The 17,989-nt window shown below is 48.0% G+C and carries 13 protein-coding genes and 1 riboswitch; of the genes, 11 read left to right on the forward strand and 2 right to left on the reverse strand.

Features of this window, described 5'->3' with window-relative positions:
* Positions 1-14 precede the first annotated feature (14 nt).
* From iolE to NST58_RS02350, 10 genes are all read left to right on the forward strand, one after another.
* Positions 15-911 (forward strand): myo-inosose-2 dehydratase, encoded by an 897-nt coding sequence (gene iolE, locus NST58_RS02305; protein ID WP_076185696.1) that lies wholly within the window; start codon positions 15-17, stop codon positions 909-911.
* A 281-nt stretch (positions 912-1,192) separates the two neighbouring features.
* Complete coding sequence (locus tag NST58_RS02310; protein ID WP_339246033.1) at positions 1,193-3,442, forward strand: helix-turn-helix domain-containing protein; 2,250 nt, start codon at positions 1,193-1,195, stop codon at positions 3,440-3,442.
* 376 nt (positions 3,443-3,818) lie between these two features.
* Positions 3,819-5,429 (forward strand): extracellular solute-binding protein, encoded by a 1,611-nt coding sequence (locus NST58_RS02315; protein WP_076124659.1) that lies wholly within the window; start codon positions 3,819-3,821, stop codon positions 5,427-5,429.
* A 74-nt stretch (positions 5,430-5,503) separates the two neighbouring features.
* Entirely contained in the window at positions 5,504-6,406 is a 903-nt protein-coding gene (locus NST58_RS02320) for an ABC transporter permease subunit (RefSeq protein WP_038568353.1), read from the forward strand.
* A gap of 25 nt (positions 6,407-6,431) precedes the next feature.
* Positions 6,432-7,304: a carbohydrate ABC transporter permease gene (locus NST58_RS02325; RefSeq protein WP_038568356.1), complete on the forward strand. Its 873-nt coding sequence runs from the start codon at positions 6,432-6,434 to the stop codon at positions 7,302-7,304.
* Positions 7,305-7,338: 34 nt separating this feature from the next.
* Positions 7,339-8,289 (forward strand): TIM barrel protein, encoded by a 951-nt coding sequence (locus NST58_RS02330; protein ID WP_076275977.1) that lies wholly within the window; start codon positions 7,339-7,341, stop codon positions 8,287-8,289.
* Positions 8,289-8,975: a hypothetical protein gene (locus NST58_RS02335; RefSeq protein ID WP_339246037.1), complete on the forward strand. Its 687-nt coding sequence runs from the start codon at positions 8,289-8,291 to the stop codon at positions 8,973-8,975. Before NST58_RS02330 ends, NST58_RS02335 begins: the two co-directional genes overlap by 1 nt.
* A gap of 28 nt (positions 8,976-9,003) precedes the next feature.
* Positions 9,004-10,752, forward strand: a complete 1,749-nt coding sequence (locus NST58_RS02340; RefSeq protein ID WP_339246039.1) for a hypothetical protein — start codon at positions 9,004-9,006, stop codon at positions 10,750-10,752.
* Positions 10,753-11,078: 326 nt separating this feature from the next.
* Positions 11,079-11,687, forward strand: coding sequence for an RNA polymerase sigma factor (locus tag NST58_RS02345; RefSeq protein ID WP_076278924.1), 609 nt, complete (start codon positions 11,079-11,081; stop codon positions 11,685-11,687).
* Positions 11,648-12,610: a hypothetical protein gene (locus NST58_RS02350; RefSeq protein ID WP_076275980.1), complete on the forward strand. Its 963-nt coding sequence runs from the start codon at positions 11,648-11,650 to the stop codon at positions 12,608-12,610. Before NST58_RS02345 ends, NST58_RS02350 begins: the two co-directional genes overlap by 40 nt.
* A gap of 402 nt (positions 12,611-13,012) precedes the next feature.
* On the opposite strand, the gene odhB is transcribed toward NST58_RS02350, so the two are convergent.
* A complete protein-coding gene (gene odhB / locus NST58_RS02355) occupies positions 13,013-14,299 on the reverse strand; it encodes a 2-oxoglutarate dehydrogenase complex dihydrolipoyllysine-residue succinyltransferase (RefSeq protein WP_076219722.1) in 1,287 nt (428 codons plus the stop codon).
* A gap of 52 nt (positions 14,300-14,351) precedes the next feature.
* Positions 14,352-17,219 carry a 2-oxoglutarate dehydrogenase E1 component gene (locus NST58_RS02360; protein ID WP_339246043.1) on the reverse strand — a complete coding sequence of 956 codons (2,868 nt, stop codon included), beginning with the start codon at positions 17,217-17,219 and terminating at the stop codon, positions 14,352-14,354.
* Between the two features lie 470 nt (positions 17,220-17,689).
* A riboswitch (cyclic di-GMP riboswitch) is annotated at positions 17,690-17,774 on the forward strand.
* A gap of 27 nt (positions 17,775-17,801) precedes the next feature.
* Between NST58_RS02360 and NST58_RS02365 the strand changes: the two genes are divergently transcribed.
* Positions 17,802-17,957 carry an anti-repressor SinI family protein gene (locus tag NST58_RS02365; protein ID WP_232061118.1) on the forward strand — a complete coding sequence of 52 codons (156 nt, stop codon included), beginning with the start codon at positions 17,802-17,804 and terminating at the stop codon, positions 17,955-17,957.
* Positions 17,958-17,989 lie beyond the last annotated feature (32 nt).

Consider the following 17,989-nt stretch of genomic DNA (forward strand, 5'->3'; position numbering starts at 1 on the left):
GGGTAGAATCGATGATGTTCAAAGAACATGCGGTCAAGCTGGCGATTGCTCCTATCGCTTGGACTAATGATGATATGCCTGAACTGGGAAAAGACAATACCTTTGAACAGTGCATTAGCGAAATGGCGCTTGCCGGGTTTCAGGGAAGCGAGGTGGGCAACAAGTATCCACGCTCTCCGGAACGGCTGCACCGGGCACTGGAGCTTCGTGGACTTGAGATTGCCAGCGCTTGGTTCAGCGCATATCTAACTGTGCGGCCATATGAGGAGACAGTGGAGGCTTTTTGCGCGCATCGTGATTTTTTATATGAGATGGGTGCGAAGGTGATTGTCGTCTCAGAGCAAGGGCGGAGTATTCAGGGACAAATGGATACGCCGCTATTTGCTAATAAACCTGTATTCACAGAAGCGGAGTGGGCCGCACTTGCCGATGGACTGGGTGGGCTTGGCCGGCTGGCTGCTGAAAAAGGTATGGCGCTTGTATACCATCATCATATGGGGACAGGGGTGCAGACTGGGGCCGAAATTGCTAAGTTAATGGAGCTCACGGAACCGGAAGAGGTGTCTCTGCTGTTCGATACCGGTCATCTAGCTTTTGCCGGTGAGAATCCCTTAGAGGTGTTGCGCATCCACTTACCTCGGATTAAACATGTCCATTTAAAGGATATACGTCCGGAGGTTGTTCAGCGTGTGCTGCGGGATCAGCTCAGTTTTCTCCAGGCTGTAAAAGCGGGCGCATTCACCGTACCTGGCGATGGATGTATATCCTTTGCGGAGATTTTCAGCGAATTGGCAAGTTACTCTTATACGGGATGGTTTGTAGTGGAAGCGGAGCAGGATCCGGCACTTGCCGATCCGCTGGAATATGCGATCAAGGCGCGCCGTTATATCAGAGATCTGAGTGGTTTATAGGCCGAGGAGGACTACCACTAGGTGCTTGGCGGCTGCTCGGACAGATTTATATGCGGGGGTTCACGGCTATGGCTGTGCGCACCTCGCCTTTTTAATGAGCAGGTGTAAAATACGAATGGCTTCGTTGGTCGGGTTCATGTTGTATGTGTTATAATGGCAGCAAATTAGGCGGAAGAGTTTCCATTTCCATGATGGTGCAGCCAAATATCTATGAACTACTCGTGCATTAACGGCTGAACCGTGGCCGGGTATCCTAACGGTTGTACAGAGGGGGTTATCTATTGTTCCGTTCCTGGTATCGCCGATTGCTGCTGTCCTACTTTCCTATTTTTTTGCTTACTGTGACGATACTGATTTTTGCCTCTTTTGTATTTATTAATGATATTTCACGAATGGAAACTAAAAAAGCGGACCGTATCACCGCCAGTTATCTTATGGATAATGTGGACCGAACGATCAAGGAAGCTGAACTGTCAGTGCTGGAGGCTGCTGAACGCAGCGATGCTTATAAACGTTATTTTAACAATCATGGCCAGATTGATATGGCGACCGTCTACGCTGTTGCCCAGAATCTACGCAACCTGACGCGTGAATCGCCCTATATTCAGTCCATCTATCTTTATGACAAGAGAAATGAAAGCGTTTTAACAGAAACTGGATTAAAGGACCTTTCAGGATTTGTAGACGAGGATTGGATTGGCCGCATCACCTCCGGCTCTTTATCGGAAGGCTGGCAGCCTGTTAGGGAATACAAAGATGAATTTCAGCGTACGTCTATACGTGTGCTTACCATAAATAAAGGTATGCCGCTGCCCTTCGGCTCGGAGGGAGTGCTCGTAATTAATCTCAAAATGAGCGGAATGGAACAGATCGTTGACGGTATGGTCAATGAACAGTTGTCCTTTCTGACCATATTTGGTGCAGATGGACAGGTGGTCTATCAGGCGCATTCGGACAGTGAAGGTGCCAAGAATGGGAAGCAGTTGAACACTTTATATATGGAAAGGCTTGGCTGGACGTTTACCAGCGGGATCAAAACGGGCAGTCTATTCAGCTGGGTGTCAGTGATTTCTTACCTTTGGGTAGCTATTGCCTTAGGTACGGTTGTGTGCGCGATTTTTTACCTGATCTATGTTACGCGGCGGAACTATAAGCCAATTCAGGTGATTATGAACCGGATTGAAGGTCATCAAATTCGCAAGCTGGACCAATCCAGCGACAGACCGGACGAAATGATGCTCATTGACGGGGTGCTGGAAGATCTAATCAACCATATGACGGATTATGATAAGAAAAGCAGAGAGAATTTGCTGTTACAGCGCAGCAAGCTTTTCAACGATCTCTTGCAAAGTGAGCGGTTGGACAATGTCGTCCAGCGGATGGAAGAGCTGTCGCCGCTCTCCGGAGCTCATTCCACAACCCGCTTTATGGTTGTGCTAAGCGAAATCAACCGCTACGACAAGGTTTTTCAAGATCGGTATACAAGGGGAGATCAGAACACGCTTAAATTTGCCCTGATGAATGTCTTTCAAGAATTGGCGCGGAGTGCGGAATTGCAAGCTTGGGCGGAGTGGATAGGGACTGACCGGGCGGCAATTCTCTTCCTGACCACAGGAAGTGATGAAGAGATGGCAGAGAAAATCCGTGTATTCGCTGAGGACTGCCACACCTGGGTGGAGCAGAACTTGCGCCTCTCCTTAAGCTTCGCTATCGGGCCAGTGGCGGCTGGGCCAGGGGAGATCCGGGATTCCTATGCGGCAGCGGAGAATGTGATGCAGCACAAGCTTTTAATGCACGAAGACATTGCTTTAACGGAATTTGGAGAAACGCGCCAGCCGCTTCTTGAGACATTCAAGTATCTACAAATGATTGCCGAGTTTGTTAAGCAGTTCCGGATGTCGAGCGGCCAATGGCGGGAACTGCTGGAAGGTGTTTTTGATGGTTTTAAACAGGATTATTTACAAGATGATGATATTCGCTCTCTAATTCAGGCCATGCTACAGATGCTGAGCCGGGAAGTGGCTGTCATGTCTGAGCAGCTGCAGGATGAGCTGTCAGCAGAAAATGCGGAGAAGCAGCTGAAGCGGCTGGAAGAGGCAGAATCCATAGATGAAATGAAGGAGATTTTGTTTGAGTATTTGACTGATTTATTCCGCACTTATGTTTCTGTCAGTGAAACTAAAAGCTACCGGGCGATGGTAACCGAGATGAAGAATTATATTGAAGAGAATTTTACAAATCCCGATCTTTCCCTAAAGCATTTGAGCGACCGGTTTCAGGTATCCGGCAAATATGCCAGCTATCTATTTAAAACAGAATTTAAAATGAAATTTGTTGATTTTCTTACAGAGCTACGCATGAAGGAAGCCGAAAAGCTTTTAGTGGAAACGGAATGTTCGCTGCAGGATATCGCACTTCAGGTGGGGTATGCGAATGCAATTACATTCGGCAGGGTATTCAAACGAGTATTAGGAATCACGCCGGGTGACTACCGTTCTTTAAAGCGCGGGCGCGGGACCTCCAGACTATAGCTGCCGACTTTATTAATCCAATAGCACGTGAACAATAGTTTTTATAACCGCATCTGTGCACGCCAACCTCTATGATGAGGGCGCGAACACCGATGCGGTCTTTATTTTCACACTTTTGAAAGCGGTTTATTCTACGAAAATGGTTGTATGGATAAACCGGAAGTCCGATTTTGCTGGGATATGAGCATCCGAAAGAGGTTTATTGTCAGACTGCCGAAATTCATGAAATACTGTGGGCATCCAGAACAACAAGCGACCCAGTAGCACGGCAGTAAAAAGCATCACGTGATATGGATTCCGCTGGGGATGGATAGAGTTAAGGCTAGGGGATCATAAATACACCATTAAAGCCTGCAAGGGCGAAGGGGATGGAAAAATGACAGTGAACGTACATCAAGGAGTTCTGAAGAAAGCAATCGGGATCGGATTAACCGCAATAATGGGCGTTTCTCTGCTAGCAGGCTGTTCCAATGATTCTAAAAACAACACAGCATCCGAGGGTGCCCCAGCCGGCGAAAGTGCCAAGCGCGTTACATTAAAGGTGGAAGTGTTTGACCGCGGCAACAGCCCAGCCCCTCATACCATTACCAATAACTACTTAACTAAACTAGTGCAGGAAAAGTTCGGAGATCCGAATAACATTGATGTAGAATTTGTACCTATCCAGCGTTCTGAGGAAGTTACCAAGCTGAATGTTTTGATGGCGAGCAATACGGATGTGCCCGATATCGTATTTACGTATGATTCCAGTGTGTTTTATCGGTATGCCCAGCAAGGTGGCTTGACTGATGTCGGAGAAATTCTCGATGAATATGGCCCGAATCTGAAAAAGTTTATTGGCGAGGATACGCTGGCGTTCGGCCAGCTTGAAGGTCAGCAGTATGCGATCCCTGGTAAACGGGCGATCACAGGCCGTTATAGCTCCTACATCCGTCAGGATTGGTTAGATAAATTAGGACTGCCTGTGCCAACGACGACCGATGAGCTGTACACTACTTTGAAAGCGTTTAAAGAAAAGGATCCGGGCAATCTCGGCAGCAAAAACATCCCGATGGGCATGGCACTGGCACCAGCCCAATTCGAGACGTTGATTTTCTCTTTCATGAAGCCGATCAGCGGCGATCTGACCTACAGCCAACGTTATGAGCTGCCGCTGCATGAGGGCTTTAAGGATGCCCTGCAATTTCTTAATAAGCTCTACAATGAAGGGATGATCAGTAAGGACTTCAGTCTGGACGAGGATAAAACACAGTTGGCCAAGGATATCCAGAACGGCAATGTAGGCTACTGGTCGGAGGATGTGGATGTCTTGTTCTATGCCGATGGTACCCTGGATAATCTCTACAAAAATGTAGAGGGAAGCAAGGTGCTGCCGGTAGACGTCTTAACCAACGCCAACGTTGATAACAAGCACATTAAATCCCGGTATGCCTCCAACGGCATGTACATCATGATTCCGAAGAGTAGTAAACGCGCCGTGGAAGCCGTTAAGTATCTCGATTGGATGGCTTCGGATAATAATCTGATTGATATCCAAAATGGCGTTGAAGGTGAAAACTACGACCTGGTAGACGGTATTCCAGTGGCCAAAACAGATGTTTCCCAGGAGTTCGCCGATCGTCTATTTAATGCTGGCGACATGGCCATTATCTCCAACGGCAAAAACATCGGTGATCAGGCCACTAATGAAAAAGCATGGGCGCTGGGCTTTCCGGAACGTAACCGGGAGATGCTGACTCAATCTATCGCTATCGCCAACGCTGACACGGTGGGGCCGCTCGTCTTCGGCAAGCCGATAGAAGCGGAATCGCAATATGGCACAACGCTCAAAGATAAGCTCAACGTAATTATTGTAAAGACGGCAATGGCCAAACCAGAGCAGTTTGAAGCGGTTTACGAGCAGGAAATGAAAGATTACATGACTTTGGGCGGAACCAAGCTGAAAGAGGAACTGGAGAAGTCGTTTAAGGAACTTTCGGCTCAATAAACAAATATATAGTGAAAACCGGGGGGAGATGGTGCTGCGCTCCACCCGGTTTTTCTCCTTAGGAGGAAAACGACTTGAGCAAAGCGACATACTTTAGACGGTATTGGCAATTGTACGCGCTGCTTTCGCTGCCTATTATTTATTTCCTGATCTTCCGCTATGGTCCGATGTATGGTGTGCAGATTGCTTTTAAGGATTTCAATTTGTTTCAGGGGATTGGAGGCAGCGAGTGGATTGGCTTTGATGCGTTCCGCGAGGTTTTTGGAATGAGAGAGTTCTACACCACCTTGCGCAATACCTTTATGCTGAATTTTCTGGATTTACTTGTCTCTTTTCCGGCTCCGATTATCCTGGCGATTATGCTGTTCGAAATTCGTTCGGTGTGGTTCAAAAAAATATCGCAGACAATTTTGTATATCCCCCACTTTATTTCCTGGGTGATCATCGGGGGGATCGTATATCAATTGTTCGGCAACCAGTCCGGTATGGTGAACGGTGTGCTGGAGAGCTTAGGCCTTACTCCCATCCCGTTTCTGACTGAAAAAAATCCGTGGCTGATCACTTATTTATTCACAGGCGTCTGGCAAAGTGCCGGTTGGGGGACTATCCTTTATCTGGCGGCGTTAACCGGTGTCAACCGAGAGCTGTTTGAAGCTGCTGAAGTGGATGGAGCGACAAGGCTGAAGAAAATCCGCTACATTACGCTTCCTAGCATAAAACCAACCATCGTGACGCTGCTTATCCTCAATCTGGGAAAGATGGTCAGCATCGGCTTTGACCGCCCTTACATTATCGGTAACACTGCTGTGCGTGAGTATTCTGATGTGCTCAGTACCTTTGTGTACCGGGTGGGTCTAGAATCCGGACAATATACGTTGGCTACTGTAGTCGGATTGTTCCAGGCCGTGGTGGGACTGGTGTTTATTTTTGGCTCCAACTATATTTCGAAAAAAGTGACCGGAGACGGTATTTTATGATAAAGAAAGAAGGAGGCGGAGTGCTATGAGTGAACGTACCTCAAACCGGATATTCGATATCGTCAATATAACGTTTGTTGCCTTGTTCGTTTTGTTCTGCTTGGCTCCGTTTTTGCATGTGATTGCCGTGTCGCTTAGTTCCAACCGGGCAATTACTTCTGGAGAAGTAACGATTTTCCCCATTGAATTGAACTGGAATGCATACATTAATGTTTTTTCCAATAATGCGATGATCCGCTCTCTTGTCTTTACGGTTATTCTGACGTTTGCCACAACGGTGCTGTGTATGCTTTTCACTGTGGCAGCAGCTTATCCGCTGACCAAAAGAAAATTGAAGGGCCGTAAATTTTTTATGTATCTGATCGTTATCACTATGTTTTTCAGCGGCGGTATTATTCCTGAATATTTGTTGATCCGTGATTTGCATTTGATTAATTCGGTCTGGTCGCTTATCCTGCCAGGTCTGGTCAGCCCCTTTAACCTGATTATCCTGATCTCCTTTTTCAATAACATTCCTGCCAGCCTGGAGGAATCGGCCGAAATCGATGGCAGTTCCCATCTTCGTACCCTGATGAGTATTATATTGCCGCTATCCATGCCGGTTATGGCCACATTGGCGCTTTTCTACGCAGTGGGAAGGTGGAACGGCTTTCAGGATTCTTTGATGTATATCAATAATCCGGATTTGTATCCGCTCCAGCTCAAGCTGTTCCAGATGGTGCAGAACAACATGGTATCCGAACTGACACAAATGGAAGGTGCCAACCGGACCCCACTGACACCAGAGAGCCTAAAAGCGGCCACCGTTATCTTTGCAACAGTACCGATCCTTGCCGTATATCCATGGCTGCAGAAATATTTTGTCAGCGGTGTAATGCTTGGTGCCGTAAAAGGTTGAACCGTAAGCTGTAACAAGGGAGGAGAAAATAATTATGGAGGACAAAGGCATGTTTTCGTTCTCAACTTGCTGGAATATTAAGCGTCATTCCATCGGCAGTGAAATGCTGCGGGAAATCCGCGATCTGGGCTTTCAGCGAGTGGAGCTGAACTATAATGTGACTAAGGAAATGCTGGAAACGATCGAGCCGATGCTTGAGCGGGGGGAGGTGGGGATCTCCAGTGTCCACAACACCTTCCCGCATGTGCAGGACTCCGATTATGGCACAGATTCCGTGCTGCTGGGTTTTGAGGATGAGGAGAAGCGGCAGCGGGCGATTGAGCTGCTGATTGGCTCGGCTAAGTATGCTCAGCGTTACGGAGGAGAAGCTGTTGTTGTGCATCCCGGTGAGGTACCCTTTCCAAATGATATCAGCAAAGAGCTGGAGCAGATTTATAACGGAGAGGGTAGAGATTCTAACGCTTATCGCAGCAAATGGGCGGAACTGATGGAGCGGCGGGAAGCCTATAGCGCCGGCTATGTGCAGAAAATTATTGAAAGCCTAGATGAAGTATGTAACCGGGCAGTTTCTGAGGGGATAAACGTACGCTTTGGTATCGAAACACGTTCCAAACCGCAGCAGATTCCGACGCTTGCGGAAGCCAAAATGATTATTAAGGCGCTAAAAGGAGCGCCTGTGGGCATATGGTATGACACCGGGCATGCCATTATGATGGACCGTTTGGGTTTGTACGACAGTGTGGGGGAAATGGAAGGTCTGATGGATGATATTGTAGGTGTTCACATTCATGAGACTATCGGTCTGTCTGATCACTGGTGCCCTTATGTAAACAGCGGGAATATGAAATTCTATGATGCTTATCTGCCGATGATTGAACGGGCGCGGGTCAAGGTGTATGAGTTGAAGGCAGCTTGCCAGCCGGAAGAAATTGATGAAAGTCATCAGCTGCTTATGGCCAAGTTGGCGCGTAGAGGACAGGTCTGATGTTGAACGATGAAGACCGTAGGTTAGCTATGAAGTATGCTCCGCGCTTATTATTCGATCAGAACGAGCCATTTTTTCCGGTACGTCTCGGTATAACGGTGATGCGGCAGGAGGAAGAGTCTCCTTCCTTCCGGCGCCGTCTAGCTGTGAACCGTCCGGATGTGCTGGCCGTTGTGGAATACGCGATTTATTACGATTATGATATTCAGCATTTATATGATCTGGAGCATGTGTGGGTTTACATCGGTAGAGACGGGGAAGTGGTGGATGCCGAAGCGAGCTTTCACGGGAAATTCCTTAAAGCGCTGCTGCGCGGGGGCAGCAATCTAAGCGGGACACGGGTGGACCTCTATGTCCAACCCGGCAAGCATGCTCTTGCCCCGTTCCCTGAAGTCTTTGAGCTGTTACCGGGATTCGCATCCAGTACACAGGATGGAGCAGGTGCGGAGGGTCTGATTTATGGCGACTTTTTTCACGGCATTCTGGCGTCCGATGGAGAAACTGACCGTCTTGTCCACCGTTATCTGAAAACCTGCCGGTTCACGCCTTCCCTGTCCTATTCGTGCTGGGAATATGCGGACCGGGAGGAATTGTTCGTTTCTTGGAATCAACTGTTCACGGAAATTCCTGAACGTATCCGACGAGAGCTGGCGCGGCTTCAGCTCATGTTACCACCCAGACATTGAGCAGATTGTTAACATGGAGGGAAGTATAATGTACAAGCAACTGGTAGCCAGTAATGATAGAGCGGCAGTGGAGGGATTATCCCGGCAGGTGCTTGATCCGACGAGCCGCTATTATGGAGGGACAATAGATCCGGGTACTGGCGTTGCCTGGGTTAATCATACGACCGGCACACCAACCGATATGTGTTATTGGGGAGCGGCTCTGGTTAACCCGGATTCCGCATTCTACCGTGATGAGCTGCTGCTGGCCCGCCTGCTGCTGGCGACGGAGTTCGTGCTGCGTTCACAACATGAGGATGGCTCGATCTCTCCGGGCTGGACGAACTATCATTCTCCCCCGGATACAGCCTTTGTCATCGTCGGCTATGCTCAGCTATACCAACTGTTGGCGTCGCAGGATTGGGCGCCACTGCAACAGGTGCTTGATAATATGCTCTTGTTTCTTAAGCGAACTATTCCCGTCATGCTTACAGGGGGCTGTCACACGCCGAATCACCGTTGGGTATTGTGTGCAGCACTGGGGTTTCTGCATGAACTGTTCGGACTGGAGGAGGCTGTCCAACGGGCGGATCAGTGGTTGGCTGAAGGGATGGATATTACACCTGATGGAGAATGGACGGAGCGCAGTAACGGTATTTATAGTGCGGTCAGCGACATCATGCTGATTCATGCCGCTCGTCTGCTGGATCGGCCGCAGTTGCTGGAGCCAGTTCGTCTGAATTTACACATGATGGTCTATTTGGTGCATCCTAAGGGCGAAGTTGTGACCGATTATTCTGGACGCCAGGATCTGGGGAGCTTTCACGACCTGTCTCCATATTATTTACCGTACGCTATTCTGGCCCGTTCCGATAAGGAGCCATTGTTTGCGGGGATGGCCGAATGGGCAGGCAGAGCACTGGAAAATCCGGGGGTCTGCTCTGTTAACGTACTTGTACGTATGCTGCTGGAGCCGGAGCTTCAGCAACCTTTTGAAGATTCGGCAGCTCTGCCTGTAAAATATGAGAAAATACTGAACGGCGATTTTCCGCGACACGGCTATCTGCAGGATATGGAGAAGTCCGGCCATCAAGGGCGAATTTACCACAGCCGGCTGCATACTGATTTCGGAGCACCGGTTGTGCGCTACAGGGACGGGAACACTAGCGTGACCTTAATCACGGAGACGCCGTCTTTTTTTGCACTCCGTCACGGTGCCGTCAGGCTGCTTGCAGTGCAACTGGCTTCTTACTTTAATCCGGGCTATATCCCGATGCAGAAAATGATCAAACTACCTGACGGATACCACCTGTCAGGAGAACAAAAGAAGGGTTATTACGGTCCTGTAGAAGGTGAACTGCTTCCGCAAACATCTGGGGAGCCGGTAAGCCCTTGGTATCTGCTACCGCATCAGAGCCGCGCACTTACGCATGAACAGACATTCCGTGTGGAGACGGAGGTTCAACGCACGGACAGAGGGTGGACCCTCCGGTTGCATGCTGAGGAACCTACAGAGGTTATGACTCAGCTGTCTTTTATTTTTGGACGGGAAGGATGTTTCACATCGGGTGAATTGCAGGCTGTCGGAGAGGACCATTATCTCTGGAACGGCGGTAACCTCCGCTATAGTTGTGAAGAGGACTGGATTGAACTGTCAGGGGGCGAGCTTGGACATCTGGCGGCTACGGTGCGTGAGGCGAAGCTGCAGGATAACTGCAAGGCGGTGTTGGTCAATTTTATGACTCCGTTCGATAAGACGATTACGATCACTCTATCTCCTTCCATGATAAGAGAGTAACCTTTGCAACAATTTACAATTTAGCAGACGTTGACGTTACACCTCAGTCTTAGAATAATAAGCCTTATTAAAAAACCTTCCATTAGAAGCAAACCTGGAGTTATCAGGTCTAATGGGAGGTTTTGTTATGCATCTGCTAAGCATAGACTCACCAGATTTTAACCGTGCATAATGGTATAAGTAAGAAATCCGGGGACACCAGCCGTCAGTGATTCAAACATTCTCCGAAGCCGTGACTGTCAGCTTTTATAAAATTTCCTTTAGTTTGGTTTACATAGGCACTTTTTTCGGTGGTCAAGTGTTATAGAGATATAAGGGTTAAGGAGGTGCTTACATCGCCACAGGATTCGCTAGACTCGACAGAGTTGGAAGAGCTAATCGTTAGGATTCAAAAGGGAGATTCCGAGCAGTATGCTTTAATTGTCAGGTCATTCCAAAAGCCGATCTATCGATATTGCTATCGTTTGTTAGAAAACAAGCAGGATGCGGAGGACGCGGTTCAGGATATTTTGGTAAAGGGTTATCAATCTATCCGGCAATACAAATCGCAAATGCATTTCTCGGCATGGCTCTATCGTATCGCATATCATCATTGCTTAAATCTGCTGCGCAGGCGTCGTCTGCATAAGCAAGTCATGCGTATTTTTCGTCCGGAAGTACTGTCTGCAAGTCCTGAACAGGAGCTGGATGCTCGGTTGTATAGTCCTTCATTGTCTGCGGCTTTAGCGGGATTGTCGCTTGAGGAGAGAAACATGCTTATTCTGCGGGTGTTTGAAGAACAAACTTATGCAGAGATAAGTGAGATTCTAGGGGTCAGTCCCAATGCGCTAACTAAAAGAATGAATCGGATCAAGTTAAAGGTTCAGGAAGCTATGAAGTCAGAGGAGGAGATCATATGGAAAGAAACAAAATCAGCAATGAATACCAAGATATAATTTATGCCTCGGCGGGCAATGAACTTTTGGATGAGGTAGATGTAGAAGAGAAGGTCATGGGGCGTATTACTGGCATAACAGGTCGAAAGCGATCGTTCTCGCTGAGGGTGATGAATAAAACAACGGCAGTGGCCAGTATGTTAACGCTGTTTCTGCTGATTTCTGTGACTGCGTATGCTGCGTCTGAATATATCCAAATCCGCAATAGTGAAGGAGTAGTGAAGGTCCAACATGTTGCGCCGACTGAATCTGCAGAAAGGGCTTCTTATGATAAATATGCGCAGCAAGCAGAAGAGTTCGCTAAACCGGGTGAATTGATCGCTTATCTTGTGAAAAATAAAGCAGGTGCAGCAGGCTTGGCGACAGAATTGCAGTTTAAGTATAAAGAGCAGCGGATAGATGCGTATTCTGATTTTTTAAAAGAAATCAAAAGAACAGGGGCGCCAATGCTTCCCGAAACGGCAGCGGGGTACGCTTTTAAATATGGTGTAATCCATCCTAATTCTCCGACTACGGATACAGCTAAGCCAGGTTCTCTGTATAAGGAAACATTAAATGATCTTACCGCTCAGGCAAATAAGGACAAGGGGACCCGCAATTTGTTTATGAAGGCTATACCGTGGTCCGAGCCAGGGGCGCTAAGTGTAACTTATTCGAAGAACAATGCTTTTATAGGGATCTCAGCAACGCTCATGCATGGCGGCAAGGTTTTCGTGGAACAAACGCCTGAGAATCAAGCTAATAAGCTCACAGTTGCAGGGACAGAAGTTATCTATAACAAGGTGGTAAGGGAAGAAGTCAGCTATGATTATCTGAACTGGTATAACGAGAAGCAGGATGCGTATTATACACTCACCAGCTATGGAGATAAGATTTTGACCCAGGAGCAATTTTTACAGCTGGCTGAGGAGCTATTGAAGTAGAGTTTTGAAGTTTGAAGTTAGAAGTTTGAAGTTTGAAGTTAGTAGTGTGTAGTTTGATGTTTGATGTTTGATGTTAGTAGGTGCATGTGCATGCGCTAAGTTAGTTGTATTATGTGCAATTAAAGTTCACCAATAGCTGTATATAGGCCCTTTAGTTGTATTTGATGCAGCTATTATTGGTTAAATTAGTGGAAATAGACGTTTTTACGGATTTTAGTTGTAGAGAATGCAATTAGAGAAGAGGCTATGAGCGGATCAGAAATAAATAAGTGTATAAAATACAGTTAAATCGTATGCAGGGAAGGCTGAAATTGGATCCAGATATAAAAAAAGGTATCCCCAAAGCGAGAGCTGTAGGGATACCTTCTTAATATTCTTATATCTTCGAAAATTCGAAGAGCGTTAGCCTTCTAGCAGTAGTGCTTCCGGATCTTCCAGCAATTCCTTCACTTTGACCAGGAAGCTTACCGCTTCAGAGCCGTCAACGATCCGGTGATCATAGGAAAGGGCGATGTACATCATTGGACGGTTTACGGTTCTTTCTTCGTCCAGCGCGATCGGACGCAGTTGGATCTTATGCATCCCTAGAATACCCACCTGTGGTGTATTCAGAATCGGTGTCGATAACAAGGAGCCGAATACGCCACCGTTGGTGATGGTGAATGTTCCGCCTTGCAGCTCGGAGAGGCTGAGCGTATTGGCACGTGCTTTGGAAGCGAGCTCGCCAATCTGGCGCTCGATTTCCGGGAAGCTGAGCCGATCCGCATCACGGACTACGGGAACTACAAGTCCTTCTTTCGCTGCAACAGCAATACCGATGTCGTAGAATTTCTTAACGACCAGATCTTCACCGTCGATTTCGGCGTTCAGCAGTGGATAGGTTTTAAGCGCACCGATCACGGCTTTGGTGAAGAAGGACATGAAGCCTAGTCCAACTTCATGTTTTTCTTTAAATGCATCCTTGCGGCGCTTGCGGATGTCGAGGATCGCTGTCATGTCCACCTCGTTGAAGGTGGTAAGCATGGCCGCGGTCTGCTGCGCTTCGACCAAGCGGCTGGCAATCGTGAGCCGTCTGCGTGACATGCGCTTGCGCTCCACGTTTTTGCCCTCGTCCGGCGTGGCTTTGCCCGCTGCCGGCTTCGCTGGTTCCGGCTTGCCTTGCGGCGCCGGAGCTACCGGTGCAGCGGCCTGCGGCGCTGCTGCACCATGACCGGACACATCGGCCTGACCAATCCGGCCGATAGGATCACGGGCGCTAACCTCGCCGAGGTCGATGCCGCGCTCCCGTGCCAGCTTGCGTGCGCCCGGCGATGCCAATGCAGCATGGCTGTCGCCACCTGCTGCAGGCACTTCGGGCGCAGCTACAGGCGCGGCGGCTGCTACTGCGTTGCCGCCTGCCGGAGCCGCTTTAGGCGCTTCGGCTTCGCTTTCAGCGGCCCGCGGCGTACTGCCGCTTGCGGCTCCAATGATGCCGATGGCTTCGCCAACGGCTACGTTCTCGCCCGCTTGACGCAGGATGGTGGAGATGACACCCTCCACCTCTGCACTAATTTCCAGATTGACTTTATCCGTTTCCAGCTCAGCGAGCACATCGCCTTGACCTACCGTGTCGCCTTCTTTAACCAGCCATTTGTAGATGGTTCCTTCGGATATGGATTCTCCCAGATCGGGTACTAAGATTTCTGACACAGGCCGTTTCCTCCCCAAACATAATGGTTTACGCTATTGTGATACCGTCCTCTTAAGAGGACGGTACAGCCGCTTGTACGTTCGAATTTGATTTTAGGGCTTCTGTTACAATTCTACGTTGTTCGAAGCTATGCACATCTGCATAACCACTGGCCGGGCTGGAACGTTCCGGACGGCCGATATATCTTACGCCGGCATTTTTCGGTGCGATGGCGCGTAACCGAGGCTCACTATAGCTCCAGCCGCCCATATTTTTCGGCTCTTCTTGCACCCAGACAATTTCCTGAAGGGAGCTAAAGGAGTTTAAATGTTCGCTTAGCTCCTGTTCCGGGAACGGATAAAGCTGCTCTAGGCGAAGAACATGCAGCCATGACCAATCCTTATCCGGTGCTGCCTCCAGTTCTGTTTGGATGTCGATAGCGACTTTACCGCTGCAGACTACGAGCCGTTTAACTTCACTTGGTTTCTGGCCAAGCAAAGATTCAGCTAATACAGGCTTGAATTGTCCTGAAGCCAGCTCGGTTCCGGCAGAAGTGCTGCGCGTATTCCGAATGAGACTTTTCGGCGTCATAATGACTAGCGGTCTAGCATCTTCCTGCCCGCATAACGCTGCTTGGCGCCGCAGCAGATGGAAATATTGCGAAGCGGTAGTCAGGTTAGCGACCGTCCAGTTCTCCTCAGCGGATAGCTGCAAGAACCGTTCCAGCCTACCGCTAGAGTGCTCAGGTCCCTGTCCTTCGTAGCCATGCGGCAGCATGATGACGAGATTGCTGCGCTGTGTCCATTTGGCGCGTCCAGCGGCAATGAACTGGTCAAAAATAACCTGACCCGCATTGGCGAAATCACCATACTGTGCTTCCCAGATTACGAAGGTTTCCGGTGCAAACACATTATAACCATATTCAAAGCCTAATACTGATGCCTCTGACAATGGACTGTTGTATACGCCAAAGGAGGCACGGGAATCGCTTAGCTGATGCAGAGGAGAGAATAAATCTCCTGTTTTACTGTCGTGCAGCACCAGATGGCGATGTGCGAAGGTTCCGCGCTGGGCATCTTGACCGCTCAGTCGGATGGGCGTTCCATTTTTCAGAATGGTAGCGAAGGCTAATGTTTCAGCCAGTGCCCAGTCGACCTTTTCACCCTCATTCAGTGCATCTTTACGACGTTGTAAAATGCGCTCCAGCTTCGGATAAACCTGGAATCCAGCAGGAACCGTCAACAGTTCACGATTGATCTCCTGCAGGCTGGAGATGGATACCGCTGTAGTGTTTGCCGCTGCGCGGTCCGTTTGTAGAGGAATGAAGGCTTTGGGTTCTTTTTTCTTATGATTGCCTTCCTTCATAGTATCGTACGCACGCTGCAATACGCTTTCTGCTTCAGCATTCATCCTTTGTACGTCTTCGGCGGTAAGAACCTTTTCGTTTTTCAGTCTCTCTGCATAGACCTTGTAGACGGTTGGATGATTGCGAACCTTACCGTAGACAATAGGTTGTGTGGTTTCAGGATCATCCATTTCGTTGTGACCATGACGGCGGTAGCCGATGAGATCAATTACGAAATCTTTTTTGAATTGATGGCGGTATGCGCTAGCTAAACGTACAGCTGCTACGCAGGCTTCTGGGTCATCAGCGTTGACATGGACTATTGGGATTTCATACCCTTTGGCGATGTCACTCGCATAATGCGTAGAACGGGAATCTTCACTTTCAGTCGTAAAACCAATTCGGTTATTAACAATGATATGGATCGTCCCACCATTTTGATAACCTTGAAGTTTGCCGATATTAAGCGTTTCTGCAACAATTCCTTCACCTGGAAAAGCAGCATCGCCATGCATCAGCACCGCCATAGCTTTACTGGTATCAATCTTCGGCAGTCCTGCAGTGCTCCGATCTTCTTGTGCGGCACGAGTGAAACCTTCCACAACAGGATTGACGAATTCCAAGTGACTTGGGTTATTCGCTAGTGTTATTCTTGTGCGTACGGTTTCTCCTTCACGGACAGCACGGTCTGCACCGAGATGGTATTTCACATCACCTGTCCAACCATAGTTAATGCCTGTGGAGCCTTCGGAAGGGAAAAGCTCCTTGTTCGGAGAATGATGAAACTCTGAAAATATGATATCATAAGGTTTGCCCAAAATATGTGCAAGAACGTTGAGGCGGCCGCGATGCGCCATGCCCATCAAAATATGCTCCGCACCGTCATGTGCAGCAGCACGTACGATTTCATCTAACATCGGCACAAGAGCATCATTGCCTTCAAGACTGAAACGCTTCTGACCTACAAAAGTCTTGTGGAGGAAGGTTTCAAATTGCTCTACCTGAATCAGGCGGTTCAGGAGCTCTTTGCGTTCTGTATTATTTAGGGGTGCTGGTGAGCTGGTGGATTCTGCCTGCCTATTTAGCCATTGCAGTTCTTTTTCTTCATGCACATGCCCGAATTCATAGGCGATAGTCTTGGTGTATGCCTGACGCATACGTTGCACGGCATCCCATCCGGTATGCACATCATTCGGCGCATTTTCCCATATAAGCGTGGCAGGCAGTGCGATCAGGTCTTCGCGGGTCAGCCCATAGGTTTCAAGCTCAAGATATTTTGCCATGGGATTCTGATCGCGTACCAGCGGATCAATTTCAGCGGCCATATGGCCATATATACGAATATTGGCGATTAGCTTGGAAGCTCTTACTGCTTTTCTAAGCCATTCGGTGTCTCCCGAGATGCGCGGCTGAGGAGCCGGTTCGCTATCCGGAGTTAGGGGAGGAGGTCCCGAATTTGTAAAAAGCTCGCGATAATTATTTTCTACGGTGGAGGGATCTTTCACAAACTGTTCATATCTTTCTTGAATGTAGCCTAAATTGGGTCCGTAATACTTACTCCAAATGGATTCGTTATAGGGCTCTTTGGCTGCCATGAATACATCCTCCTTAACGGATGAACTCCATACGTGACATTTTGTGTCAACGCTTACTGGAGCTGTGATGATTGCGGTTTCATTTCTCATCTTATTGTGCTACTTTCGGCCACTGTAATCAATTCATTCTTTCGTCCAATACGTTCGCAAAATGGTATGGGTTAGCTTGTTCTAATGAAAAGAAGGGTGTTTCTTCTCATTACCCATTCTAAAGGCCTATTAAAATGATTCTATTATCCTTATTTTTAACTATTAGGTCAGTAAATATTTATTTTGCTAGTACAATTTATTTTATGTAACGGACGAGTATCGTGATAATCGGACAAGATCTTTGAAAAAAAATCTTTTATTTTTCGTTTTTAAAATAGAAAGTAACCAGGAATCGACACACTTTTCCGCTTTCTTTTTGTATAATGTTATTGCAGATAGTAATTTTATAGTTTTTTAAGTAGATCCTTTCGTGAAAAGGGTCCAGTAAAAGGTAAACTTGCCGAAAGGCAGGGGCACAAAGTCGCGGGTCTAAGGTAGAGATACTATGACAGCCGGATTGCCTGGGGACGTAAAATCTTAGGGGGAGATTTTTTGGAAAAGTCCAACCAGGGTAGCAACAGAGAACAGCAGTTTATTGATCTGGATCAAGAGTGGGTACATTTATTATTAGCAGCTAAGAAGGCTGGCATTAAGGCAGATGAAATCCGCCAGTTCTTTCATGAGAAAACTGTGCAGATCGTGCAGTAATACATTAGAGGGGTTACATATCGAAAAAGGGC

The organism is Paenibacillus sp. FSL R10-2796 (assembly GCF_037965315.1).
GTDB classification, from domain to species: Bacteria; Bacillota; Bacilli; order Paenibacillales; family Paenibacillaceae; genus Paenibacillus_AQ; species Paenibacillus_AQ odorifer.

Coding starts and splice junctions, on each gene's coding strand:
- iolE (WP_076185696.1), top strand. CDS start 15: ATGTTCAAAGAACATGCGGTCAAGCTGGCGATTGCTCCTATCGCTTGG.
- NST58_RS02315 (WP_076124659.1), top strand. CDS start 3,819: ATGACAGTGAACGTACATCAAGGAGTTCTGAAGAAAGCAATCGGGATC.
- NST58_RS02325 (WP_038568356.1), top strand. CDS start 6,432: ATGAGTGAACGTACCTCAAACCGGATATTCGATATCGTCAATATAACG.
- NST58_RS02330 (WP_076275977.1), top strand. CDS start 7,339: ATGGAGGACAAAGGCATGTTTTCGTTCTCAACTTGCTGGAATATTAAG.
- NST58_RS02335 (WP_339246037.1), top strand. CDS start 8,289: ATGTTGAACGATGAAGACCGTAGGTTAGCTATGAAGTATGCTCCGCGC.
- NST58_RS02340 (WP_339246039.1), top strand. CDS start 9,004: ATGTACAAGCAACTGGTAGCCAGTAATGATAGAGCGGCAGTGGAGGGA.
- NST58_RS02350 (WP_076275980.1), top strand. CDS start 11,648: ATGGAAAGAAACAAAATCAGCAATGAATACCAAGATATAATTTATGCC.
- NST58_RS02360 (WP_339246043.1), bottom strand. CDS start 17,219: ATGGCAGCCAAAGAGCCCTATAACGAATCCATTTGGAGTAAGTATTAC.